The organism is Azonexus hydrophilus DSM 23864 (genome assembly GCF_000429605.1).
Taxonomy (GTDB): Bacteria; Pseudomonadota; Gammaproteobacteria; order Burkholderiales; family Rhodocyclaceae; genus Azonexus; species Azonexus hydrophilus.
Genome location: NZ_AUCE01000017.1, coordinates 64,747 through 87,115 on the forward strand (window position 1 = coordinate 64,747; position 22,369 = coordinate 87,115).

General features: G+C 63.4%; 23 protein-coding genes and 2 tRNA genes. 19 read left to right on the forward strand and 6 right to left on the reverse strand.

Annotated elements, in window-relative coordinates:
- Positions 1–5: 5 nt before the first annotated feature.
- Positions 6–440, forward strand: a complete 435-nt coding sequence (locus G471_RS0109445) for a hypothetical protein (protein ID WP_028995134.1) — start codon at positions 6–8, stop codon at positions 438–440.
- Positions 441–630: 190 nt separating this feature from the next.
- Here the strand turns inward: G471_RS0109445 and ybaK are convergent, their stop codons facing one another.
- Positions 631–1,119 carry a Cys-tRNA(Pro) deacylase gene (gene ybaK, locus G471_RS0109450; protein ID WP_028995135.1) on the reverse strand — a complete coding sequence of 163 codons (489 nt, stop codon included), beginning with the start codon at positions 1,117–1,119 and terminating at the stop codon, positions 631–633.
- 283 nt (positions 1,120–1,402) lie between these two features.
- Here ybaK and G471_RS0109455 point away from each other — a divergent pair, with 283 nt between their 5' ends.
- Positions 1,403–2,278, forward strand: coding sequence for a ZIP family metal transporter (locus G471_RS0109455; protein ID WP_028995136.1), 876 nt, complete (start codon positions 1,403–1,405; stop codon positions 2,276–2,278).
- Here the strand turns inward: G471_RS0109455 and G471_RS0109460 are convergent.
- A complete protein-coding gene (locus G471_RS0109460; RefSeq protein ID WP_028995137.1) occupies positions 2,275–2,625 on the reverse strand; it encodes a dihydroneopterin aldolase in 351 nt (116 codons plus the stop codon). The two genes, G471_RS0109455 and G471_RS0109460, sit on opposite strands and share 4 nt — an antisense overlap.
- A gap of 67 nt (positions 2,626–2,692) precedes the next feature.
- Here G471_RS0109460 and plsY point away from each other — a divergent pair, with 67 nt between their 5' ends.
- Positions 2,693–3,289: a glycerol-3-phosphate 1-O-acyltransferase PlsY gene (gene plsY / locus G471_RS0109465; protein ID WP_028995138.1), complete on the forward strand. Its 597-nt coding sequence runs from the start codon at positions 2,693–2,695 to the stop codon at positions 3,287–3,289.
- 260 nt (positions 3,290–3,549) lie between these two features.
- Here plsY and tsaD read toward each other — a convergent pair whose 3' ends face one another.
- Positions 3,550–4,581, reverse strand: coding sequence for a tRNA (adenosine(37)-N6)-threonylcarbamoyltransferase complex transferase subunit TsaD (gene tsaD, locus G471_RS0109475; RefSeq protein WP_028995139.1), 1,032 nt, complete (start codon positions 4,579–4,581; stop codon positions 3,550–3,552).
- 137 nt (positions 4,582–4,718) lie between these two features.
- On the opposite strand from tsaD, the gene rpsU reads away from it, so the two are divergent.
- The 6 genes from rpsU (at position 4,719) to G471_RS0109505 (ending at position 10,254) form a co-directional block, all read left to right on the forward strand.
- Entirely contained in the window at positions 4,719–4,931 is a 213-nt protein-coding gene (gene rpsU, locus G471_RS0109480) for a 30S ribosomal protein S21 (RefSeq protein WP_028995140.1), read from the forward strand.
- A 93-nt stretch (positions 4,932–5,024) separates the two neighbouring features.
- Positions 5,025–5,471, forward strand: a complete 447-nt coding sequence (locus tag G471_RS0109485) for a GatB/YqeY domain-containing protein (RefSeq protein WP_028995141.1) — start codon at positions 5,025–5,027, stop codon at positions 5,469–5,471.
- A gap of 7 nt (positions 5,472–5,478) precedes the next feature.
- The gene (gene dnaG, locus G471_RS0109490; RefSeq protein ID WP_028995142.1) at positions 5,479–7,209 is read left to right on the forward strand and encodes a DNA primase; all 1,731 of its coding nucleotides are present in this window, start codon (positions 5,479–5,481) and stop codon (positions 7,207–7,209) included.
- A 46-nt stretch (positions 7,210–7,255) separates the two neighbouring features.
- Positions 7,256–9,229: an RNA polymerase sigma factor RpoD gene (rpoD, locus tag G471_RS0109495; RefSeq protein ID WP_028995143.1), complete on the forward strand. Its 1,974-nt coding sequence runs from the start codon at positions 7,256–7,258 to the stop codon at positions 9,227–9,229.
- A gap of 7 nt (positions 9,230–9,236) precedes the next feature.
- Positions 9,237–9,313 (forward strand) — tRNA-Ile (locus G471_RS0109500).
- 53 nt (positions 9,314–9,366) lie between these two features.
- The gene (locus tag G471_RS0109505) at positions 9,367–10,254 is read left to right on the forward strand and encodes a lysophospholipid acyltransferase family protein (RefSeq protein WP_028995144.1); all 888 of its coding nucleotides are present in this window, start codon (positions 9,367–9,369) and stop codon (positions 10,252–10,254) included.
- Here the strand turns inward: G471_RS0109505 and G471_RS0109510 are convergent.
- Both G471_RS0109510 and G471_RS0109515 read right to left on the reverse strand, forming a co-directional pair.
- On the reverse strand, positions 10,248–11,003 hold the full coding sequence (locus G471_RS0109510; RefSeq protein WP_028995145.1) for a glycosyltransferase family 2 protein: 756 nt from the start codon (positions 11,001–11,003) through the stop codon (positions 10,248–10,250). The genes G471_RS0109505 and G471_RS0109510 overlap by 7 nt on opposite strands.
- A gap of 71 nt (positions 11,004–11,074) precedes the next feature.
- A tRNA-Met gene (locus G471_RS0109515) sits at positions 11,075–11,151 on the reverse strand.
- Positions 11,152–11,270: 119 nt separating this feature from the next.
- Here G471_RS0109515 and miaB point away from each other — a divergent pair.
- Genes miaB through lnt form a run of 5 tightly spaced genes read left to right on the forward strand, consistent with a single transcriptional unit; the run spans position 11,271 to position 16,336 of the window.
- Positions 11,271–12,608 carry a tRNA (N6-isopentenyl adenosine(37)-C2)-methylthiotransferase MiaB gene (gene miaB / locus G471_RS0109520; RefSeq protein WP_028995146.1) on the forward strand — a complete coding sequence of 446 codons (1,338 nt, stop codon included), beginning with the start codon at positions 11,271–11,273 and terminating at the stop codon, positions 12,606–12,608.
- The gene (locus tag G471_RS0109525) at positions 12,589–13,578 is read left to right on the forward strand and encodes a PhoH family protein (protein ID WP_028995147.1); all 990 of its coding nucleotides are present in this window, start codon (positions 12,589–12,591) and stop codon (positions 13,576–13,578) included. The genes miaB and G471_RS0109525 overlap by 20 nt, the downstream gene beginning before the upstream one ends.
- Complete coding sequence (gene ybeY / locus G471_RS0109530; RefSeq protein ID WP_028995148.1) at positions 13,550–14,011, forward strand: rRNA maturation RNase YbeY; 462 nt, start codon at positions 13,550–13,552, stop codon at positions 14,009–14,011. Before G471_RS0109525 ends, ybeY begins: the two co-directional genes overlap by 29 nt.
- 5 nt (positions 14,012–14,016) lie before the next feature.
- Positions 14,017–14,865 (forward strand): CorC family transporter, encoded by an 849-nt coding sequence (locus G471_RS0109535; RefSeq protein WP_028995149.1) that lies wholly within the window; start codon positions 14,017–14,019, stop codon positions 14,863–14,865.
- Complete coding sequence (gene lnt, locus G471_RS17280) at positions 14,852–16,336, forward strand: apolipoprotein N-acyltransferase (RefSeq protein ID WP_051295411.1); 1,485 nt, start codon at positions 14,852–14,854, stop codon at positions 16,334–16,336. The genes G471_RS0109535 and lnt overlap by 14 nt, the downstream gene beginning before the upstream one ends.
- Here lnt and G471_RS17285 read toward each other — a convergent pair.
- Entirely contained in the window at positions 16,278–16,982 is a 705-nt protein-coding gene (locus G471_RS17285) for a transglycosylase SLT domain-containing protein (protein ID WP_043421368.1), read from the reverse strand. The genes lnt and G471_RS17285 overlap by 59 nt on opposite strands.
- Positions 16,983–17,290: 308 nt before the next feature.
- Here G471_RS17285 and glyQ point away from each other — a divergent pair, with 308 nt between their 5' ends.
- Genes glyQ through G471_RS0109570 form a run of 5 tightly spaced genes read left to right on the forward strand, consistent with a single transcriptional unit; the run spans position 17,291 to position 22,365 of the window.
- Entirely contained in the window at positions 17,291–18,235 is a 945-nt protein-coding gene (gene glyQ / locus G471_RS0109550; RefSeq protein WP_043421370.1) for a glycine--tRNA ligase subunit alpha, read from the forward strand.
- 1 nt (position 18,236) lies between these two features.
- Positions 18,237–20,345 (forward strand): glycine--tRNA ligase subunit beta, encoded by a 2,109-nt coding sequence (glyS, locus tag G471_RS0109555; RefSeq protein WP_028995151.1) that lies wholly within the window; start codon positions 18,237–18,239, stop codon positions 20,343–20,345.
- Positions 20,346–20,361: 16 nt separating this feature from the next.
- Positions 20,362–20,922, forward strand: a complete 561-nt coding sequence (gene gmhB / locus G471_RS0109560; protein ID WP_028995152.1) for a D-glycero-beta-D-manno-heptose 1,7-bisphosphate 7-phosphatase — start codon at positions 20,362–20,364, stop codon at positions 20,920–20,922.
- Positions 20,919–21,668, forward strand: coding sequence for a lysophospholipid acyltransferase family protein (locus G471_RS0109565; RefSeq protein WP_028995153.1), 750 nt, complete (start codon positions 20,919–20,921; stop codon positions 21,666–21,668). The genes gmhB and G471_RS0109565 overlap by 4 nt, the downstream gene beginning before the upstream one ends.
- Complete coding sequence (locus G471_RS0109570; protein ID WP_028995154.1) at positions 21,649–22,365, forward strand: M48 family metallopeptidase; 717 nt, start codon at positions 21,649–21,651, stop codon at positions 22,363–22,365. Before G471_RS0109565 ends, G471_RS0109570 begins: the two co-directional genes overlap by 20 nt.
- Positions 22,366–22,369: the final 4 nt, after the last annotated feature.

Consider the following 22,369-nt stretch of genomic DNA (forward strand, 5'->3'; position numbering starts at 1 on the left):
GAGCCATGGCCAATATGTCCAATGAAGTTCGCCAGCGCATTCTTGAGGTTGCGAAGAGCAAGTCGTTCGTTGCAATGGTCGACCATGCAGGTGCTGACCATTACGATAAGAACTTGATGTTTCAGTCTCCGTACTTCAAGTCGGCTGTATTCATCGACAAAGTGACTGGCGTCAGTAAGTCATCCGGCGACTTTAGCTACTTGAAAGTCGCAGTACGGCCTGAGTTTTTTAAGGTCGAACTAATTAACCCCGCACTTGGCATTGAGGACTACATCAGCAGTCAGAGCAAGGTCAATCGCCATCACAGCAGCAACTATCGAGGTGGAAATTTCCCGAACGATATTCCAGGGAAGAACGAGCCATACGGGAAGTGCTACAAAGTTCGGAGCCTCAAGGCGCTAACGACATTGCTTGCCGGTTTGGCAGGTCAGCCGGTTTAAAAGTCATGCCCAACGCCGGTTAGGCGTGACGCCAGGAGAGACTGGAACCTTTCGTAGAGCTTCAAGCTCCTTCGCCCGCAGGATGAAAATCCAGCGGGCATTTTTTTCCAAAGCATAATTACGAAGCGCCGCGAGAAGGAATGATGTCCTATGCGTAAGGCTCCTGCACACTTCACTCCGGATAGGCTAACTAGCCCGGTAGAGCAGCTTCTACAACTATAGGTTGCAGCACCCTGAGCAGGTCGTGAGGGTGAATGCCCACAAGAAAGCCCCTGCGTCCGCCGTTGATGTAAATGACAGAGAGGGACAAGATGCCCTTCTCGATAAATACCGGCATGGCTTTCTTTGTGCCGAAGGGACTTGTGCCCCCAACTAAATAGCCACTGTGGCGATTGGCCACCTCCGGCTTGCATGGTTCGACCTTCTTGCAGCCGACTTGCCGGGCGAGCTCTTTGGTCGAAACCTTACAATCACCGTGCATCAAGACGATGAGAGGTTTGGCATGCTCGTCTTCCATAACGAGCGTTTTGACCACGGCATGCTCGTCGACATTGAGTTCGCGGGCAGAGACCTTGGTGCCGCCGTGCTCCTCGTAGGGGTACAAGTGAGTAGAGAAGGCGACTTTATGTGCCTTCAGGAACTTGGTTGCCGGAGTCTCCGGTGCATGTTCGGTCTTCATGGGTAGAATGATACCCGATGCCTTGCATACGGCCTTCAGCCATACTGCACAAGGGTTTTCAGGCACCCAAAAAATCCGCAGCTAATAGCCATTTATCTATATCAACGGCGGTAAGCGCGGCTTTCTGGTCGGTATCGACCCGGCCATCCTGAGCAGCGTGCTCAAGGCGAAACCGGTCGACGCCGCTCTACCAAATTAAAACAAGCTATCACTAGAATTTAATCAATCGATTAGATCAATCGACGGTTACGGCATAAAGTTCCTCCATCACGAGGAGAAAGCCATGACCCAGATCGTTGCCCGCCACTACGCCCGCCCCGCCGCCCGCAAGCATTTGTGGACCGGTATCGCCATGGCCGTCGTCGCCCTGGCCTTCGGCATCGACCAGGCCGCTCAGTGGTTCGCCGCCCACCCGATGGCCCTGACCGGCCTCCAGGCCAGTCTGTTCGCCGGCCTGGCCACGGGTCTTGGCGCCATTCCCGTACTCTTCATGCGCCGCCCGACGGAACACCTGATGGCGCCGATGCTCGGCCTCGCCGGCGGCATGATGCTCGCCGCCAGCCTGTTCTCATTGCTCGTCCCGGCCGTGCAGACGGTCGCCACCAGCAGCGCCCCGCTCGGCCTCGGCATCGCCACCGCGCTGGCCCTGCTCGGCGGCGCGGCGATGATGCACTGGATGGACCAGCGGACCGAACACAGCCACGTCGAATCGGTCGACAGCCGCCGGGCGCTGCCGCAGGTCGGCCTGGTGGTCGCCGCCATCGCCCTGCACAACGTCCCGGAAGGTCTGGCGGTCGGTGTTGCTGCGGCTTCCGGCGTCGATCACGGAATGACGCTCGGCATCGCCATCCAGAACGTACCCGAAGGCTGGATCGTCGCCAGCGCCATGATCGCCCTCGGTGCCGGCCCGCTGCGCGCCGCCTTGATGGCCTTGGCCACCGGCCTGGTCGAACCGGTCGGCGGTTTGTTCGGGGTGATTGCCAGCACGGCAGCCGGCGCCGCCCTGCCGCTGACGCTCGCCGCAGCGGCCGGCGCCATGCTCTGGGTGGTCAGCCACGAACTGATCCCGGCCTCGCACCGCCCGGGGCGTGAGGCCGCCGGCACCGCCGGCCTGCTCGCCGGTTTCGCGGTGATGACGACGCTGGCGGTCGGGCTTTAAATCGAGCGCTCGATGACCACGCCGACGCGTTTGACGCCCGGCATCATGCCAAGTTTGGCGACCGAGACACGGACCCACTGCGCGGCAAAGTTCTCCAGCAGCCAGGTGGCGATGTGCTCGGTCAGCTTTTCCAGCAGGTTGAAATGGCTGGCGGCGAGGTCCTTGCGCAGTCGCTCGACGACGACCGCGTAGTCCACGGTATCGCGGATGTCGTCGCTGGCCCCGGCCGAGGTCGTCGATACACCGATGTGCAGCGTGATTTCGACCGTCTGCGGCACAGCCTTTTCGCGCGGATAGATGCCTATCCACGTTTCGGCGCGCAGTTCCTCGATGAAAATGATGTCCATGTGACGGTCGACCGTGATCCGGGGTGTAAAATTCGCCGCGATTGTACCTCTGAGACCGCCAAAACCCATGGAAATCCTGCTCGCCATCCTTGCTGCCTACCTGCTTGGCTCCGTGCCCTTCGCGATGATTTCTTCGAAGCTGTTCGGCCTGGCCGACCCGCGCACCTACGGTTCGGGCAACCCCGGCGCGACCAACGTGCTGCGCAGCGGCAACAAGAAAGCTGCCTTGTTCACCTTGATCGGCGACGCCCTCAAAGGCTGGCTGGCCGTCTTCCTCGCGCAGCAGGCCGAACTCTCCGGCATGACCGTCGGCTTCGTCGCACTGGCCGTGTTCTTCGGGCACCTGTTCCCGATCTTCCTCAAATTCAAGGGCGGCAAGGGCGTTGCCACCGGCGCCGGCGCGCTACTCGCGCTCGATCCCATCCTCGGCCTGATGGTCCTCGGCACCTGGCTGCTGGTCGCCTATGTGTCGCGCTATTCCTCGCTCGCCGCGCTGATCGCCGCCGCCACCGCACCGCTGTACTCGGCACTGATGCACGGCACCAACGGTCAGTTTGCCGTCGTCGGCATCATCGCCATGGCCCTGATCATCAAGCACTGGCAGAACCTGCAACGCCTGATGGCCGGCCAGGAAAGCAAGATCGGCAGCAAGAAGAAGGGATAGCGGCAAGGCATCGGCCGGATGCAGAAAATCGATTGGTCGCCAGCGCTGAGTTTGCCTAAAGTGAGCAGGTCAGCAACGCACAGGAGACCATCATGCTCAGCCGCCTCATTCAATCCCTGATCGGCGACGAAGCGCCTTGGGAAAACTACCTCGACGTCTTCGCCAGCCTGCCGGAAAACTTCTGAGCCGCCAGCCGCCATGGGTAAAAAGGACTGTTGCGGCAAGAAGCCGGCGTGTCGGAAATGCCCGAAACGCAGGAATCAGCTCGACTTTTCCGTCATCTGCATCAACGGCCAGCGCGGCTGCACGCTGAAACTGCCGGCCGGCTTGGCCGAGGAACCGGCCTGCAATCTGAGGCAACCAGCCAGCGCGATCATGGCGCCGTTGTCGGTACAGAAGGCCAGTTCCGGGTAATGCACGCGGAAGCGCTTGCGCTTCGCCTCATCGTCAAGCATGGCTCGCAGTTGCCGGTTGGCACCAACGCCGCCGGCCACAACCAGGCGCTTGAGGCCAGTCTGTTTCAGCGCCTTCAGCGATTTTTTCACCAGCACATCGACGATGGCTTCCTGAAAAGCCCGCGCCGCGTCGGCCCGGAAGTCGTCGCTCAGCGGCTCGGCCTGCTCACGCACCAATGTCAGCACCGCCGTCTTCAAACCGGAAAAGCTGAAGTTGAGGTCGGCGGAATGCAGCATCGGCCGCGGCAGACTGTATTTTTCCGGATCGCCACGCTCCGCCAGTTGCGACAGCAAGGCACCGCCCGGATAAGGCAGGCCGAGCAGTTTGGCACTTTTGTCGAAGGCTTCGCCGGCGGCGTCGTCAAGCGTCTCGCCGAGCAGTTCGTACTCACCGACGCCGGTCACCTTCATCAGTTGCGTGTGACCGCCGGAGACCAGCAAGGCGATGAACGGGAAAACCGGCGGATCCGCCGACAGCAGCGGCGACAGCAGATGCCCTTCGAGGTGGTGCACGGGAATGGTCGGCTTGTCGAGCGCCAGCGCCAGCGCCTCGGCAAAGGCACAGCCGACCAGCAGCGCGCCTGACAGACCGGGCCCACGCGTATAGGCGACGGCATCGACCTCGGCCAGACTGCGGCCGGCCTGCGCCAGCGTTGTCCGCAGCAGCGGAACGACACGCCGGATGTGGTCGCGCGACGCCAGCTCGGGAACGACACCGCCGTACTCGGCGTGCATCGCCACCTGCGAGTGCAGGGCATGCGCGAGCAGGCCGGCTTCACTGTCGTAAAGCGCGATACCGGTTTCGTCGCAGGAAGATTCAACACCGAGGATCAACATGGGCGCGCATTTTAGCACTTGATCGAGCAAGCCGATCTCGCATAGAATGCTTGGCTGTCCGCAAAACGCGGAATCATTTTTGCGCGCACTGCCGTTTACTTGACCTGGCAGGCGCCTAACGGAAGGGGGTGATTTATATGCCGAACATTCGTGTCAAGGAAAACGAGCCGTTCGAGGTGGCCATTCGCCGCTTCAAGCGCACTGTCGAAAAGACTGGCCTCCTGACCGAGCTGCGCGCCCGTGAGTTTTACGAAAAGCCCACCGCCGAGCGCAAGCGCAAGGCTGCTGCTGCCGTCAAACGCCAGAACAAGCGCCTCCGCAGCCTGACCCTGCCGCCGAAGATGTACTGATCGAGTACGCCTTTGCAGCAAATTAAAAGCCGCCCGCCCTCAAAAGCTGGCGGCTTTGTCTTTTTTTACCGCCGCACTTCACCCAGGTAAGCCATGAGCCTGAAAGCACGCATCACCGAAGACATGAAAACGGCCATGAAGGCCAAGGAAGCAACCCGCCTGGCGACCATCCGCCTGCTGCTCGCCGCGATCAAGCAAAAGGAAGTCGATGAGCGCGTCGAACTTGACGATGCCGCCGTCGCCGCCGTCATCGAAAAGCTGGTCAAGCAGCGCAAGGACAGCGTCGCCCAGTACCAGGCCGCCGCCCGCCAGGACCTGGCCGACGCCGAGCAGGCCGAAATCGCTATCCTCGCCGCCTACCTGCCGGAAAAGATGAGCACCGAGGAAACCGCTGCCGCCGTTGCTGCAGCAGTCGCCGAAACCGGCGCCAGCGGACCGGCCGACATGGGCAAACTGATGGCCGTGCTCAAACCGCGCCTGGCCGGCAAGGCTGACATGGCCGAGGTTTCGAAACTGGTCAAGGCCGCCCTGGCCGGTTGAACGCACCATGATCCCGGAGAGCTTCATTCAGGATCTGCTGGCCCGGGTCGACATCGTCGACCTGGTCGACAGCTACGTCCCGCTGAAGAAAGCCGGCGCCAATTACGCTGCCTGCTGCCCATTCCACAACGAGAAATCGCCGTCGTTCACGGTCAGCCCGACCAAGCAGTTTTACCACTGCTTCGGTTGCGGCGCGCACGGCACGGCAATCGGCTTCGTCATGGAATACCAGGGCATCGGCTTTGTTGACGCAGTCAAGGAGCTGGCTTCGCGGGTCGGCATGACGGTCCCGGACAGCGGCGATTTTTCACCAGAAAAGCACGGCCAGACACGCAACCTGGTCGAAATCATGAGTCGCGCCGCCGCCTGGTACAAGGAGCAGTTGCGCCGCTCCGACAAGGCCATCGCCTACTGCAAGAAACGCGGACTCAGCGGCGAGATCGCCGCCCGCTACGGCATGGGTTACGCGCCCGACGGCTGGAATGGCCTGAAGAGCATTTTCCCCGACTACGACAGCGATGAGCTCAAGCTCGCCGGCCTGGTCATCGACAACGACTCCGGCCGCCGCTATGACCGCTTCCGCGACCGGCTGATGATTCCCATCATCAATCCCAAGGGAGACATCATCGCTTTCGGCGGACGCATCATCGACCAGGGCGAACCGAAGTACCTGAATTCGCCGGAAACCCCCCTGTTCGAGAAAGGCCGCGAACTGTTCGGCCTGCCGCAGGCCCGCCAGGCCATGCGAGAAACCAACACAGCCATCGTCACCGAAGGCTACATGGACGTCATCGCACTGGCCCAGAACGGCGTCGGCAACGCGGTCGCCACTCTCGGCACGGCGACGACGCCGACGCATGTGCAAAAGCTCCTGCGTCAGGTCGACCGCATCGTCTTCTGCTTCGACGGCGACAACGCCGGCCGCAAGGCCGCCTGGCGGGCGCTGGAAAACGCGCTGGAAGCACTGGCCGACAACAAGCAGATCGGTTTCGTCTTCCTGCCCGCCGAGCACGACCCCGACAGCTTCATCCGCGAACACGGCAAGGCCGAATTCGACCGCCAGGTGACGCAAGCCATGCCGCTGTCGGATTTCCTGCTGCGCGAACTGGCGCAGCGCTGCGACCTGACCAGCTCGGAAGGCAAGGCCAAGCTGATCTACGAAGCCAAGCCGCTGCTGCTCAAGCTACCGACGCCGCTGCTCCGGCTGCAACTGGTCAAGCGCCTGGCCGAAGCCAGCGGCTTCGCCCAGCAGGAAGTCGAGCGCCTGTGCGAACTCAAGTCCTACGCGCCGGCCGCACCGCCGAAAGCCAAGCGCAGCGCGCCGTCGCTGACCCGCAACCTGCTGCGCATCATCCTGCACAAGCCGCTGCTGGCCGCACAACTTCCAGGCGAACTCCTCCCCGACACCCCCGAACGCCCGGCGCTGCTGCGCCTGCAAGAACTGGTCCGCGCCGGCAACGGCAGCCAGGGCTACGCCGCACTGCGCGAACAACTGCGCGGACTGCCGGAAGAGCAGATCATCGAGGCCGCCGCGTCGGAACTTCTCGGCCTGCCGTTTGACGAAGAAGAGGCCGAGGCGGAATTCCGCGCCACCGTGGAAAAACTCCAGGAAGGCGGACAGATGCGCCAGTTCGCCGAACTACAGGTCAAAGCCCAGCAATTCGGCGTCGCCGGTCTGTCCGCCGCCGAAAAGCAGGCCTACATCCAGTTTCTAAGCACCCGGGGAAATCGCAGCTAAGTTGTGGTAAAATTTACGGTTTTCTCCAATTACATGGATCGTGTTCATGGCTAAGGCAAAAGACACCGCTAAGGAAGCTCCCAAGGCTCGCACCAGCAAGGCCAAGGATAAGGCTGCCGAAAAGGCGCTGCTCGAAGGCGCGATGGCAGAAACCCCGCAACCGCTCGACGCTGAAGCGCGCAAGATGCGCCTCAAGGCGCTGATCAAGCTGGGCAAGGAACGCGGTTACCTGACTTACGCCGAAATCAACGACCACCTGCCCGACGATGTCGTCGATGCCGAGTCGATCGAGGCGATCATTTCGACCTTCAGCGAAATGAGCATCCAGGTCTTCGACGAAGCCCCGGCAGCCGAAGACCTGCTGATGTCCGACACCGCTGCCGGCGCCGCCGACGATGAGGAAGTCGAAGCCCAGGCCGAACAGGCGCTGTCCACCGTCGATTCCGAATTCGGCCGGACCACCGACCCGGTGCGCATGTACATGCGCGAAATGGGCTCGGTCGAACTGCTCACCCGCGAAGGCGAAATCGAGATCGCCAAGCGCATCGAGGAAGGCCTGAAGCACATGATCCAGGCCATCTCGGCCTGCCCGACGACGATTGCCGACATCCTCGACATGGCCGCCAAGGTCGAAACCGACGAAATGCGCATCGACGAACTGATCGACGGCCTGATCGATCCGAACGCCGTTGAGGAAGAACCGGCGGCAGAAGCCAGCGCCATCGAGACCGACGACGACAGCGACGACGACGAAGACGGCGGCGAAGAAGGCGGCGGCGCCGCTGCAGCCTCGCTGCTGCAATTGAAGACCGAAGGCCTGGAACGCTTCAAGTCCATTCGCGCGATCCACGCCAAGATGCAGAAGACCCTTGGCAGCAAGGGCTCGCAGGACAAGGCCTACCTCAAGCTGCAACAGCAGCTGTCCGACGAGCTGATGAACATCCGCTTCACCTCGCGCTGCATCGAGCGCCTGTGCGACAGCGTGCGCGGCATGGTCGAGGAAGTTCGCGGCTGCGAGCGCAAGATCCAGAACATCTGCGTCGACCGCGTACGCATGCCGCGCCCGCACTTCATCCAGTCCTTCCCGGGCAACGAAATCAACCTCGACTGGGTCGAGGCCGAAATCGCCGCCGCCCCGAAGACCTACGTTGCCATCCTGACCCGCAGCGCGCCGGACATCCAGGAAGAACAGCGCAAGCTGCTCGCCCTCCAGGACCGCATCGGCATTCCGCTGAAGGAACTGAAGGACATCAACAAGCAGATGTCCACCGGCGAAGCCAAGGCCCGTCGCGCCAAGCGCGAGATGACCGAGGCCAACCTGCGCCTGGTCATCTCGATTGCCAAGAAATACACCAACCGCGGTCTGCAGTTCCTCGACCTGATCCAGGAAGGCAACATCGGCCTGATGAAGGCGGTGGACAAGTTCGAATACCGTCGCGGCTACAAGTTCTCGACCTACGCCACCTGGTGGATCCGCCAGGCCATCACCCGCTCCATCGCCGACCAGGCGCGGACCATCCGCATCCCGGTGCACATGATCGAAACGATCAACAAGATGAACCGGATCAGCCGCCAGATCCTCCAGGAGACGGGCTCTGAACCCGATCCGGCAACGCTGGCCAAGAAGATGGACATGCCGGAAGACAAGATCCGCAAGATCATGAAGATTTCCAAGGAGCCGATCTCCATGGAAACGCCGATCGGCGACGACGACGACTCGCACCTGGGCGACTTCATCGAAGACCACACCACGCTGGCCCCGGCCGACGCGGCGATGTTCTCCAGCCTGCGCGGCGTCACCAAGGACATTCTCGACAGCCTGACGACCCGCGAAGCCAAGGTCCTGCGCATGCGTTTCGGGATCGAAATGAATACCGACCACACGCTGGAAGAAGTCGGCAAGCAATTCGACGTCACCCGCGAACGCATCCGCCAGATCGAAGCCAAGGCCCTGCGCAAGCTGCGCCACCCGAGCCGCTCCGACAAACTGCGCAGCTTCCTCGACCCGACCGGCAACTAAGCTTTCCGGGCCTGTAGCTCAGTTGGTCAGAGCAGAGGACTCATAATCCTTTGGTCCAGGGTTCAAGTCCCTGCGGGCCCACCAACGACGACACCTCCCGGCGCAAAGCCGGGAGTTTCACCGAGCAAGCACACTGCATGGCGAGCCGTTTTTTCAGTCGATGCGCCGTTTTTCTTCTCTGGCTGATTCACTTCCTGCCACCGGTAGCAATCGCCGGACTCGGCACAGGGATAGGCGCGGTACTTTATCGACTCGGTCGCGACCGGCGTCGCGTCACCGAAACCAATCTGCGCCTCTGCTTTCCGGAAAAATCAGAAGATGAACGCCGCCTGATCGGCAAGGCCCACTTCGCCCTGCTCGGCCGGGCCATGCTTGACCGCAGCTTGTTCTGGTGGCGCCCCCCCCGGTATCTCGAAAGCCTGATCACGATCCGGGGCGAGGAAAAGCTTCGCGAACTGCTCGATCAGGGCAAACCGGTCATCCTCTTTGCGCCGCACTTCCTGGGCCTGGATGCCGGCGGCGTTGCCCTGATCATGCGCTTTGACATCGTCAGCACCTACTCGAACCAGAAAAATCCGATATTCAACGAACTGATACTGCGCGGCCGGCAGCGCTTCGGCAACCAGTTCCTGCTTTCCCGCCAGGACGGCATTCGCGCCACGATCAAGGCCATGCGCGCTGGTCGCCCCTACTACTACCTGCCTGACATGGATTTCGGAAGACGCGACTCGGTCTTCGTTCCCTTCTTCAACATCCAGACGGCGACCATCACGGGACTCTCACGCCTGGCGCGAGCGGCAGGCGCAACGGTAGTTCCCTGCGTCACGCGCATGCACCCTGACCGCCCGGGCTACCAGCTCGAAATCGGCGACCCCTGGGATGATTTCCCCACCGAGGACATTGAGGCCGACACCCGGCGCATGAACGCCTTCATCGAAGACGCCATTGCCACCATGCCGGAACAGTACTACTGGGTGCATCGCCGTTTCAAAACCCGGCCAGCCGGCGAGCCGCGGATCTACTGATCCCCGGTGCGCCGCTGCTCGAGCATCTTGGCGTACTTGGCAAAGCTGTTGAAACACCCCAGCAGGATGTGCACCAGGCCTGGCAAACCGTCGCGAAATCCGGCACGAAGAAAATAGAACTTTACAAACCTGACCAGCGGCGAGAGCAGCAACCGGGCAACCGACACCCGTCGCCCCTCGATCAATGCCGCACTGGCGGCCAGCGATGTATAGCGATTCTGCTTGGTCATGTACGATGCCAGCGTCTCCGCGGAATCATGCAGAAGATCACCCGCCAAGGTCCCGACCGGCACGGAGCAGAGCACTTTTTCGTGCACCACGTCATCCGACCAGTGTGCGACACGCCGATCGAACAAACGCAGACTCCAGTCCGGGTAGCCTTCGCCAAACTTCAGGTAGCGCCCCATGAAACGATTGCTGCGGGCAAAACGATAGGCCGCAAACGCGGGCTGCGCCATGGCCTTGCGCATACTATCCAGCAACGCAGGAGACAGACGCTCGTCGGCGTCGAGGCATAACACCCAGTCGTTGCGCGCAGCCTGCACCGCACGCTGTTTTTGCGGCCCGAATCCCGGCCAGTCCGTCTCGACGAAACGCGCCCCACGAGACTCGCAGACCTCCCGGGTGACGTCGTTGCTTCCGGAATCGAGCACGACAACCTCGTCGGCAAGCCCACGCACGCTGTCAATGCATGCCCCGACAACGCTGCCTGCGTTCTTTGTGATGATGACCACACTGACCGGATTCATAGCCCACCACCATCCAATGCGGTTTCGCCAATGGACGAAAACCCGCACGCGGCGGGTTTTCAGGAGATGCGTGGTGGTGATGGGCAGAATCGAACTGCCGACCTATGGGTTATGAATCCATCGCTCTAACCGTCTGAGCTACATCACCACGCTTAGAGGGCGCGAATTATAGTTGGCCGGCGGCCACGCGGTCAACCGCGTTATAATGCGCAACTTTTCCGCGCGCGGCTTGCCGAAGCGTCGCCACTGATTTTAAAAAGTTTTCCCATGCCCAAGAAACTATTCATCCGCACTTTCGGGTGCCAGATGAACGAGTACGATTCGGACAAAATGGCCGATGTGCTCAACGCCTCCGAAGGAATCGTCAAGACCGACAACCCCGAGGAAGCCGACATCATCCTGTTCAATACCTGTTCGGTGCGCGAGAAGGCGCAGGAAAAGGTGTTCCACGATCTCGGCCGGGTCCGCCACCTGAAGCAGAAGAACCCCGATCTGGTGATCGGCGTCGGCGGTTGTGTCGCCAGCCAGGAGGGCGACGCCATCGTCGCCCGTGCGCCCTACGTCGATGTCGTGTTCGGGCCGCAGACGCTGCACCGACTGCCGCAGCTGATTGCCGAGCGCAAGAGCAAGGGCAAGGCGGCGGTCGACGTTTCCTTCCCCGAGATCGAGAAATTCGATGCCATGCCGCCGGCCGAGGTCAAGGGCGCCAGCGCCTTTGTCTCGATCATGGAAGGCTGCTCCAAGTTCTGTACCTTCTGCATCGTCCCCTACACCCGCGGCGGCGAAGTGTCGCGGCCGTTCACCGACATCCTGACCGAAGTCGCCGACCTCGCCGCGCACGGCGTCAAGGAAGTGACGCTGCTCGGCCAGAACGTCAATGCCTACCGCGGCGACATGGACGGCACGGAAGAAAAGGCCGACCTCGCAATACTCATCGAATACATCGCCGAGGTGCCGGGCATCGAGCGCATCCGCTACACCACCTCGCACCCGCGCGAGATGAGCCAGCGCCTGATCGACACCTATCTCAAGGTGCCCAAGCTGGTCTCGCACCTGCACCTGCCGGTGCAGTCCGGTTCCGACCGCGTGCTGGCGGCAATGAAGCGCGGCTACACGGCGCTCGAATACAAGTCGGTCGTGCGCAAGCTGCGCGCCGCGCGCCCCGACATCTCGCTGTCGTCCGACTTCATCGTCGGCTTCCCGGGCGAGACCGACGAGGACTTCGAGAAGACGATGAAGCTGATCGACGACGTCGCCTTCGACGCGTCGTTCTCCTTCATCTACAGCCCGCGTCCGGGCACGCCGGCGCTGGAACTCGAAGACAGCACGCCGGCCGAGGTCAAATCGGCGCGCCTGGCCCGGCTGCAGCAGCGGATCGACGAACTGGCCCAGGCGGTCAGCCAGAGCATGGTCGGCAGCATCCAGCGCGTGCTGGTCGAAGGCCCGTCGAAGAAGGACCCGAACGAGGTCGCCGGGCGCACCGACAACAACCGCATCGTGAACTTCGTCGGCAACCCACGCTTGATCAACCAGTTCGTCGATGTCAGGATCACCCAGTCGCTGTCCCACAGCCTGCGAGGCGAAATTGTCATCCGCGAAAACTAGGGCACCCAAGTCACGACCGGTCGAGTTTGCCCTCGCACCGGTCGACAACACCCTGCTGGCCAATCTCTGTGGCCCGCTCGACGAGAACATCCGGCAGATCGAAACCGGTTTCGACGTGATCATCCGCCGCCGCAGCGAGCGTTTCTCGGTGACCGGCGAGCAGGCGCAACTGACCGCCGACGCGATCCGCCATTTCTACGCCATGGCCCGCCAGCCGCTGTCAGTCGACGACATCCAGCTCGGCCTGGTCGAGTTGACCAACGCCCCGGTCCGCCGCATCGGAAACGGCGACAAGCTGACCGACGGTCCGCAACTGGTCACCCGCAAGACCGAACTGCACGGTCGCACGCCGCGACAGGTCGAATACCTGAAGGCGATCCAGGAACACGACATCACCTTCGGCATCGGCCCCGCCGGCACCGGCAAGACCTACCTCGCCGTCGCTTCTGCCGTCGATGCCTTCGAGCGCGACCTGGTCCAGCGCATCATCCTGACCCGGCCGGCGGTCGAGGCCGGTGAGCGCCTCGGCTTCCTGCCCGGCGACCTGACCCAGAAGATCGACCCCTATCTGCGCCCGCTGTACGACGCGCTCTACGACCTGATGGGCGCCGACCGCGTCGCCAAGCTCTACGAAAAACGCGCCATCGAGATCGCGCCGCTGGCCTTCATGCGCGGTCGCACGCTCAACCACGCCTTCATCATCCTCGACGAGGCGCAGAACACGACGCCGGAACAGATGAAGATGTTCCTGACCCGCATCGGCATCGGCGCCAAGGCCGTGGTCACCGGCGACGTCACCCAGATCGACCTGCCCAAGGGCCACAAGAGCGGCCTGAAGGAAGCCATGGAGGTCCTGCGCGACGTGCGCGGCCTCGCCTTTACCGAATTCCGCAAGGAGGACGTGGTGCGCCACCCGCTGGTCGCCCGCATCGTCGAAGCCTATGAAAAACGCAGCCAGCAATCGTCTTGACCTGTCGGTGCAATACGCCTGTAACCGTGAGGGCCTACCCTTGCGCGCAGATTTCGTGCGCTGGGCACGCGCCGCCCTGATCGGCGGCGGCCAGGTCACCATCCGCCTGGTCGATGCCGACGAAGGTCAGGCGCTGAACCGCGACTACCGTGGCAAGGACTACGCGACCAACGTGCTGTCCTTCCCGTACGAAACCGAACCGCTGGTGATGGGCGACCTGGTCATCTGCCCGGCCGTCGTCGCCCGCGAAGCGACCGAGCAAAACAAGCCGCTGGCCGCGCATTACGCGCACCTGACGGTGCATGGTATGCTGCATTTGCAAGGCTGGGACCACGAAGATGACGTGGAAGCCCGTGACATGGAAGACGAAGAAAGGACAATACTGGCGGCCCTGGGCTTCCCCGACCCCTATGGGGACGAAACCACCGCCTGAACATCATGGACAGTGACAGTAAACCCGGTTTTATCGAACGCCTGACCTCCCTGCTGCTGCGCGAACCCGAGGATCGCCAGCAGCTCATGCAGATTCTGCATGCCGCCTACGAACGCAACCTGATGGACGCCGACGCGCTGACCATCATCGAAGGCGCCCTTTCCGCCTCGGAAACCCGCGTCACCGACGTGATGATTCCGCGGGCCCAGATGGACGTCATCGACGTCGACGACCCGCTGGACGAAATCGTCCCGGTGGTCATCGAGACCGCCCACTCCCGTTTTCCCGTCGTCGACGGCGACCGCGACAACATCCTCGGCATCCTGCTCGCCAAGGACCTGCTACGCATTCACACCGAAGAGAATTTCGACCTGCGTGACTGGCTGCGCCCGGCCGTCTTCATTCCCGAATCCAAGCGCCTCAATGTGCTGCTGCGCGAATTCCGCGTCTCGCGCAACCACATGGCCATCGTCGTCAATGAATACGGTGGCGTCGCCGGCCTGGTCACCATTGAGGACGTGCTCGAACAGATCGTCGGCGACATCGAGGACGAGTACGACTTCGACGAAGCGCACGACAACATCCGCCTCGATTCGACCGGCCGCTACCGGGTCAAGGCACGCACCGAGATCGAGGACTTCAACGAAGCCTTCTCGACCACGTTCTCGAACGAGGAATTCGATACCGTCGGTGGACTCGTACTGCGCCAGCTAGGCCGCGTTCCCAAACGCAACGAGAGTCTGGAAATCGACGGCATGCGCTTCCAGGTCCTGCGTGCCGACAGCCGCCGGCTGTACACCCTGCTGGTCGACCCACCCAAGCCGAAACCCGTCAGCGAAGATGCGCCGGCCTGAACTGGCGGCATTGCTTGCCGGCGCAGCCGGCGTCCTCTGCTTCGCCCCGTTTGACCTGTTCTGGCTGGCGCCGCTGCCCTGGCTGGCCTTGTTCGCCCTGTGGCGGCAGGCACCGGACGCGCGCCGGGCCGCGCTCGTCGGCTTCCTCTTCGGTCTCGGCTTCTTCCTCGCCGGCGTCTCGTGGATCTACGTCAGCCTGTCAGTGTTCGGCGGCATGCCCTGGTGGCTGGCCGGCCCGGCGACACTGCTGTTCTGCACCGCGATGGCGCTCTATCCGACGCTCGCCGGCTGGCTGTTCAAGCGCTGGCAACCCGCCGGATTCTGGCGCCAGGCGCTGTGGTTCGCCGTCCTCATCGCCGCCGCCGACTGGCTGCGCGGCTGGTTGTTTACCGGTTTTCCCTGGCTGGCCATCGGCTACACCCAGGCGCCGCCCAGCCCGCTGGCCGGTTTCGCGCCACTGATCGGCGTCTATGGCCTGTCGCTGCTGCTGGCGCTGAGCGCCGCCCTGCTGCTGCGCTGGCGCGTCGGCCTGCCGGTGCTTGCGCTGCTGCTTGCCACTGGTTTTGGCCTGCGTCAGCTTGAATGGACGCAGCCGGTCGGCGAGCCGGTCAGCGTCGCCCTGCTCCAGGGCAACATTCCGCAGGACATGAAATTCAATCCGGACAACTTCGTCCGCACCCTGCTGCGCTACCGCGACATGATCGCAGCGCATCCCGCCCGCCTGACCATCCTGCCGGAAACCGCCCTGCCCGCCTTCCTCGACCGGCTGCCCCCCGAATATCTCGATGAACTGAGCACCCTGGCCCGCCAACACGGTGGCGACATCGTCGTCGGCACGCTGACCGGCAACCCGGAAACCGGCTACTACAACAGCGCCGTCAGCCTCGGCAGCGCGCCACAGCAAACCTACAGCAAGCAGCACCTGGTGCCCTTCGGCGAATTCATTCCGGCCGGCTTTGCCTGGTTCATGGCCCAGGCCAACATCCCGATGTCGGCGTTTTCCGCCGGCCCAAGCCGGCCGGCAGCGCTGAGCGTCGCCGGTCAGCTGGTGGCATTCAATATTTGCTACGAGGATGTGTTTGGCGAGGAGATCATCCGCACCCTGCCGCAGGCCGGGATGCTCGCCAACCTGTCGAATACCGCCTGGTTCGGCCGCTCTCTGGCGCAACCGCAGCACCTGCAGATCGCCCGCATGCGCTCGGCCGAAACCGGCCGGCCAAGCTTGCGCGCGACCAATACCGGGATGACCGCGATCATCGACGCGCGCGGCGACGTGGTGTCGGCCTTGGCACCGTTCGAGACCGCCGTTCTCACCGGCGAAGTGCGCGCTTACCAGGGCAGCACACCCTACATTGCCTGGGGCAACCTGGGTTTCCTCGTCCTGCTACTGGCTGGCGCGGGCGCCGCGCAGATCAGGCGCGCTGCATCTGCTGCTGGATCGCCTGCTCCAGGCGCTGACGCTCGGCCATGACCTTGCTCGAATAGCGGCGCTCGGGGTCGTTGATCGCCCCGCCGAACTGCTGCAGACCGGGAACCAGGCCGCCATTGCGGGCAATCGATTCACGCAGGATGCGGGCGCCGACCTGGACATTGGTCACCGGATCGAAGAAGGGCAGCTCGCCGGCGTCTTCCGGCAGCTTGTCGGTATGGAAGCGCGGCATCACCTGCATCAACCCCTGTGCCCCGACCACGCTCTGCGAGAAGGGGTTGAAGCTGGACTCGACACCAATCACGGCGATGATCAACAACGGATCGAGGCCGAGTTCACGGGCGCTGTCCTGCGCCGTCAGGAAGATCGGCACCAGCACTTCATTCGACACGCGGTAGCGGCGGGCAACGTAGTGCAAGGCCTGCTGCATGCTCGGCACCAGACGCTCCTGATTCAGGGCGACCGGCTGCACGGCGGCATCGCCAAGCTCGCTCTCGCTCTCGCTGGCACTTACGCCACCGGGGAACATGGCCTGCAGGCCGTCGAGCAGACCGGAATGGCCCTTGTAGGTACCGGCCAGACCGAGCACGAAAACCAGCCCGGCCAACATCAAAAACTTGCGGACGACGTGCGAGACGGCCGCGACAACCCGCGAAGCTGCGGGAGAAAGGAACTGCGAAGCGAACATGCGCCCTCCTTCACTGTTGCCACCGGCGATCAAACAGCCGGCGAACGGTTACGGGGGGTACGACACCAATCCATTCCTCCGTGGGAGGAAGCAAGGTTTCCAACAGGCCGAGTCTGGCCGAAAGCGTGGAAACACCGGTGTTGCACCGCAACAAGACAGCGCGCATTCTATTGATTTATTTGAATAAGTCAAGAACCGGGCGCAGCACCACGGACTAAAGCGTTGTATGCACGCCACAGGCGCCAAGCTGCCGGGACAGCGCAAAAGCCTGTAAAATCTGGCGTTTTCCGTCTTTCCGAGTGCGTCCGATGACGACCAGCAAGAAACCCACGTTCCAAGAAATCATCCTGCGTCTGCAGCAATACTGGAGCGCCCAGGGCTGCGCCCTGCTCCAGCCATACGACATGGAAGTCGGCGCCGGCACCAGCCACACCGCCACCTTCCTCCGTGCCATCGGCCCCGAGCCGTGGAAGGCCGCCTACGTGCAGCCCTCGCGCCGCCCCAAGGACGGCCGCTACGGCGAGAACCCGAACCGTATGCAGCACTACTACCAGTACCAGGTGGTATTGAAACCAGCACCTGACAACATCCTTGAGCTCTACCTCGGCTCGCTTGAAGCGCTCGGTTTCGACCTGAAGAAGAACGACGTCCGTTTCGTCGAGGACGACTGGGAAAACCCGACGCTGGGCGCCTGGGGCCTGGGCTGGGAAGTCTGGATGAACGGCATGGAAGTGACGCAATTCACCTACTTCCAGCAGGTCGGCGGCATCGACTGCAAGCCGATCACCGGCGAAATCACCTACGGCATCGAGCGCCTGGCGATGTACCTGCAGGGCGTCGAGAACGTCTATGACCTGGTCTGGACCGACGGCCTGACCTACGGTGACGTCTACCACCAGAACGAAGTCGAACAATCGACCTACAACTTCGAGCATTCCGACGTCGACTTCCTGTTCCACGCCTTCGGCGCGCACGAGAAGCAGGCACAGCACCTGATGGGCGCGCAACTGGCGCTGCCGGCCTACGAACAGGTGCTCAAGGCCGCGCACACCTTCAACCTGCTCGACGCGCGCGGCGCGATTTCCGTGACCGAGCGCGCCGCCTACATCGGCCGCATCCGCAACCTGGCCCGCGCTGTCGCCCAGGCCTACCTCGACTCGCGCGCCCGCCTCGGCTTCCCGATGGCACCCAAGGAATGGGCCGGCGAGGTGCTGGCCAAGCTCGAAGAACAGAACGCCAAGAAAGCCGCCTGAGATGACTGCCAAGAACCTGCTCGTTGAACTCTTCGTTGAAGAACTGCCGCCCAAGGCATTGAAAAAACTCGGCGAAAGCTTCGCCGCCGCGCTCGCCACTTCGCTGAAGAAGGACGGCCTGGCCGCCGATGGCGCACAAGTGACCGCTTACGCCTCGCCGCGTCGGCTGGCCGCGCACGTGACCGGCGTTGCCGCCGTCGCCGCCGACAAGCCCGTGGTGCAGAAGCTGATGCCGGTCGCCGTCGGCCTCGACGCCAACGGTAATGCCACGCCTGCTCTGCTCAAGAAACTTGCCGCACTCGGCGCCGACGAATCCGCCGTCGCCAGCCTGCGCCGCGAAAACGACGGCAAGGCCGACATCCTGTTCTACGACAGCCTGGCCAAGGGCGCGACGCTGGCCGATGGCCTGCAGAAGGCCGTCGAAGCCGCGCTGGCTGCGCTGCCAATTCCAAAGGTGATGACTTACCAGCTGGCCAACGGCTGGGACACGGTCAATTTCGTGCGCCCGGCGCACGCGCTGGTCGCCCTGCACGGCAGTGATGTCGTGCCGGTTTCGGTGCTCGGCCTGCAATCCGGCAACACCACCAAGGGCCATCGCTTCGAAGCCGCCGTTGATCCGGTGGTGATCACCGACGCCGACAGCTACGCGGAAACGCTGCTCAAGGACGGCTCGGTCATCGCCTCCTTCGCTGAACGCCGCGCCGAAATCGCCCGCCAGCTCGCCGCTGCTGCGGCCAAAGCAGGCGGCAAGCCGATTGAAGACGACGCCCTGCTCGACGAAGTCACCGCGCTGGTCGAACGCCCGAACGTGCTGGTCGGTCAGTTCGAGGAAGAATTCCTCGCCGTGCCGCAGGAATGCCTGATCCTGACCATGAAGGCCAACCAGAAGTACTTCCCGCTGCTCGACGCTGCTGGCAAGCTGACCAACAAGTTCCTCGTCGTCAGCAACATCTCGCCGGCCGACCCGAGCGCGGTGATCGGCGGCAACGAGCGCGTGGTGCGCCCGCGCCTGGCTGATGCCAAGTTCTTCTTCGACCAGGACCGCAAGAAGTCGCTCGAATCCCGCGTGATCGGTCTGTCCAAGGTCGTCTATCACAACAAGCTCGGCACCCAGGGCGAACGCGTCCAGCGCGTCGCGGCGATTGCCCGCGCCATTGCCGAAACGCTCGGCGGCGGCGAACTGGTGCAGCACGCCGAACAGGCGGCGCTACTGGCCAAGGCCGACCTGCTCACCGACATGGTCGGCGAATTCCCCGAACTGCAGGGCATCATGGGCCGCTACTACGCCCAGCACGACAGCCTGAACGCCGATGTCGCCGATGCCATCGAGGACCACTACAAGCCGCGCTTCGCCGGCGACAGCCTGCCGCGCGGTCGCGTCGGCACGGTCGTCGCACTGGCCGACAAGCTGGAAACCCTGGTCGGCATGTTCGGCATCGGCCAGATTCCGACCGGCGACAAGGACCCGTTCGCGCTGCGTCGGCATGCGCTCGGTGTCATCCGCATGCTCGCCGAGGGCGACCTGAATCTGGCGGTCGACGGCCTGCTCGCCGGCGTTTTCGCGCAGTTCAACGGTGTCGAGGGCTTCGCCCCGAACCCGCAGGCGCTGGCCGACTTCATCTACGACCGCCTGGCCGGCAGCCTGCGCGAGCAGGGTTACACGGCGCAGGAAGTCGATGCCGTGGTCAGCCAGCGGCCGCAGCGCCTGGGCGACATCGTCAAGCGCCTGGCCGCCGTGCGCGCCTTCTCGGCGCTGCCGGAAGCGGCCGCGCTGGCCGCCGCCAACAAGCGCGTCGGCAACATCCTGAAGAAGGCCGAGGGCGTCGTCGACGCCCGCGTCGATGCGGCGCTGCTGCGCGAAGCCGCCGAAAGCGCGCTGCATGCAGCGCTGGTCGAGGTCGTGCCGCAGGCCGACGCCGCCTTCCTCACCGGCGACTATAGCGAATCGCTGCAGGTCCTGGCCCGGCTGCGCGCCCCGGTCGATGCCTTCTTCGACGGCGTCATGGTCAATGCCGACGATCCGGCGCTCAAGGCCAACCGCCTCGGCCTGCTGGCCATGCTGCACGCAGCGATGAACCGCGTCGCCGACCTGTCCAAGCTGTCTGCCTGAGTCACGGGAGCCCACCATGCCCGGCAAGCTGATCATTCTCGACCGCGATGGCGTAATCAATTTCGATTCCGCCCAGTTCATCAAGAGCCCGGAAGAATGGAAGCCGATCCCGGGCAGCCTGGAGGCCATCGCCCGGCTCAAGCAGAACGGCTACCGCGTCGTCGTCGCCACCAATCAATCCGGTGTCGGCCGCGGCCTGTTCGACATGGACACGCTCAACCGCATCCACAAGAAAATGCACAAGTCGGCCAATGAGCTCGGCGGCCGCATCGACGCCATCTTCTACTGCCCGCACACCGCCGATTCGCAATGCGACTGCCGCAAACCGAAGCCGGGGATGTTCAAGCGCATTGCCGACACCCTCAATGCCGACCTCAACGGCGTCGTCACCGTCGGCGATTCGCTGCGCGACCTGCAGGCCGGCGCGGCCATGGGTTGCCGGCCGATCCTGGTACTCACCGGCAAGGGTGAAAAGACTCAGGCCGAAGGCGACCTGCCCGCCGGCACCTTGATCTTTGCCGATCTGGCCAGCGCCGTCGATCACCTGCTGGCGCCCGAGCCCAAGGAAAAGAAATGAACGCCATCCGCTCCACCCTGTTCATGACCTACGCGATCATCTGGTCGGTGCTCAGCGCACCGCTGGTGGTCATTGCCGGGCCGTTGCTCGGCGGCGTCTGGGCCTACCGTTTCGGCCGCGTCTGGCGTCTCGGCACGCAATGGGGCGTCGAAAACCTGCTCGGCATCCGCCCGCAGGTGATCGGCCGCGAGAACATGCCGGACGAAGCCTGCGTGATCATGGCCAAGCACCAGTCGGCCTGGGAAACCATGACGCTGCAGGATTGCGTGCCGGACGACGCCTTCTGCGTCTTCGTGCTCAAGCAGGAACTGCTCAAGGTTCCCTTCGTCGGCTGGGGGCTGGCGGCGATGAAAATGATCTCGATCGACCGTAACGCCGGCAAGAACGCCCTCGACCAGGTCGTCACCCAGGGTCGCGAACGGCTCAAACAGGGCTACTACGTGATCATCTTCCCCGAAGGCACGCGCGTGGCCCCGGGCGAGAAGCGCCGCTACAAACCGGGCGGCGCCTATCTGGCCACCCACGTCGGCTGCAAGGTCGTGCCGATCGCCCACAACGCCGGCGAATTCTGGCCGCGCCAGGCCTTCCTGAAAAAGCCCGGCACCGTCACCATCAGCATCGGCCCGGCCTTCGACGCCACCGGCATGAGCGAGATGGACGTCAATCAACGCGTCGAGGACTGGATCGAGGCCGAGATGCGCCGCATCTCCCCGCACCGCTACCCCGATGCCGCTCAGGCCGCCTGAGACCCGACACCGCATCGTCCTCGCCGGGCAAGCCGTCGATTTCGCCCTGCAGCGCAGCGCCCGGCGCAGCATCGGCCTGCGCATCGACCATCGCGGTCTGCGCGTCGGCGCCCCCTTGCGCGCCCCGCTGCGCGACATCGAGACGCTGATCCGCGAACACGGCATCTGGGTGCTCGACAAACTGGCCGACTGGCGCGAACGGCCACCGCCGGAACGCTTCGCGGTGATCGACGGCGCCCTGCTCGAGATTCTCGGCACGCCGACCCGGCTGCGAGTCGTGCCCGCCACCCGGGCCGCCAGCGCCTTCTCCGCTGATGAAATCCACCTGGCCGTACCGGCCGGCACCGCCCCCGGAAAAGTGCTGGAGAACGCCCTGCGCCACCAGGCCAGAACGCTGTTCGCGGCGCGCCTGGCCCATTTCGCCCCGCAGCTTGGCGTCGCCCCGCCGCCCTTACGCCTGTCGTCGGCGCGCACCCGTTGGGGGAGTTGCAGCGCACGCGGCAACATCGCGCTCAACTGGCGGCTGATCCTGATGCCGCCGGCCATCGTCGATTACGTGGTCTGCCACGAACTGGCCCACCTCAAGGAAATGAACCACAGTCCGCGTTTCTGGTCTGTGGTCGAACAACTCTGCCCGAACTGGAAAGCGCAGCGCAACGAACTGCGCCGCCTCGGCCGGCAACTCCCGCAATTCTGAAAGG

Coding starts and splice junctions, on each gene's coding strand:
- G471_RS0109445 (WP_028995134.1), top strand. CDS start 6: ATGGCCAATATGTCCAATGAAGTTCGCCAGCGCATTCTTGAGGTTGCG.
- ybaK (WP_028995135.1), bottom strand. CDS start 1,119: ATGAAGACCGAACATGCACCGGAGACTCCGGCAACCAAGTTCCTGAAG.
- G471_RS0109455 (WP_028995136.1), top strand. CDS start 1,403: ATGACCCAGATCGTTGCCCGCCACTACGCCCGCCCCGCCGCCCGCAAG.
- G471_RS0109460 (WP_028995137.1), bottom strand. CDS start 2,625: ATGGACATCATTTTCATCGAGGAACTGCGCGCCGAAACGTGGATAGGC.
- plsY (WP_028995138.1), top strand. CDS start 2,693: ATGGAAATCCTGCTCGCCATCCTTGCTGCCTACCTGCTTGGCTCCGTG.
- tsaD (WP_028995139.1), bottom strand. CDS start 4,581: ATGTTGATCCTCGGTGTTGAATCTTCCTGCGACGAAACCGGTATCGCG.
- rpsU (WP_028995140.1), top strand. CDS start 4,719: ATGCCGAACATTCGTGTCAAGGAAAACGAGCCGTTCGAGGTGGCCATT.
- G471_RS0109485 (WP_028995141.1), top strand. CDS start 5,025: ATGAGCCTGAAAGCACGCATCACCGAAGACATGAAAACGGCCATGAAG.
- dnaG (WP_028995142.1), top strand. CDS start 5,479: ATGATCCCGGAGAGCTTCATTCAGGATCTGCTGGCCCGGGTCGACATC.
- rpoD (WP_028995143.1), top strand. CDS start 7,256: ATGGCTAAGGCAAAAGACACCGCTAAGGAAGCTCCCAAGGCTCGCACC.
- G471_RS0109505 (WP_028995144.1), top strand. CDS start 9,367: ATGGCGAGCCGTTTTTTCAGTCGATGCGCCGTTTTTCTTCTCTGGCTG.
- G471_RS0109510 (WP_028995145.1), bottom strand. CDS start 11,003: ATGAATCCGGTCAGTGTGGTCATCATCACAAAGAACGCAGGCAGCGTT.
- miaB (WP_028995146.1), top strand. CDS start 11,271: ATGCCCAAGAAACTATTCATCCGCACTTTCGGGTGCCAGATGAACGAG.
- ybeY (WP_028995148.1), top strand. CDS start 13,550: ATGAAAAACGCAGCCAGCAATCGTCTTGACCTGTCGGTGCAATACGCC.
- G471_RS0109535 (WP_028995149.1), top strand. CDS start 14,017: ATGGACAGTGACAGTAAACCCGGTTTTATCGAACGCCTGACCTCCCTG.
- lnt (WP_051295411.1), top strand. CDS start 14,852: ATGCGCCGGCCTGAACTGGCGGCATTGCTTGCCGGCGCAGCCGGCGTC.
- G471_RS17285 (WP_043421368.1), bottom strand. CDS start 16,982: ATGTTCGCTTCGCAGTTCCTTTCTCCCGCAGCTTCGCGGGTTGTCGCG.
- glyQ (WP_043421370.1), top strand. CDS start 17,291: ATGACGACCAGCAAGAAACCCACGTTCCAAGAAATCATCCTGCGTCTG.
- glyS (WP_028995151.1), top strand. CDS start 18,237: ATGACTGCCAAGAACCTGCTCGTTGAACTCTTCGTTGAAGAACTGCCG.
- gmhB (WP_028995152.1), top strand. CDS start 20,362: ATGCCCGGCAAGCTGATCATTCTCGACCGCGATGGCGTAATCAATTTC.
- G471_RS0109565 (WP_028995153.1), top strand. CDS start 20,919: ATGAACGCCATCCGCTCCACCCTGTTCATGACCTACGCGATCATCTGG.
- G471_RS0109570 (WP_028995154.1), top strand. CDS start 21,649: ATGCCGCTCAGGCCGCCTGAGACCCGACACCGCATCGTCCTCGCCGGG.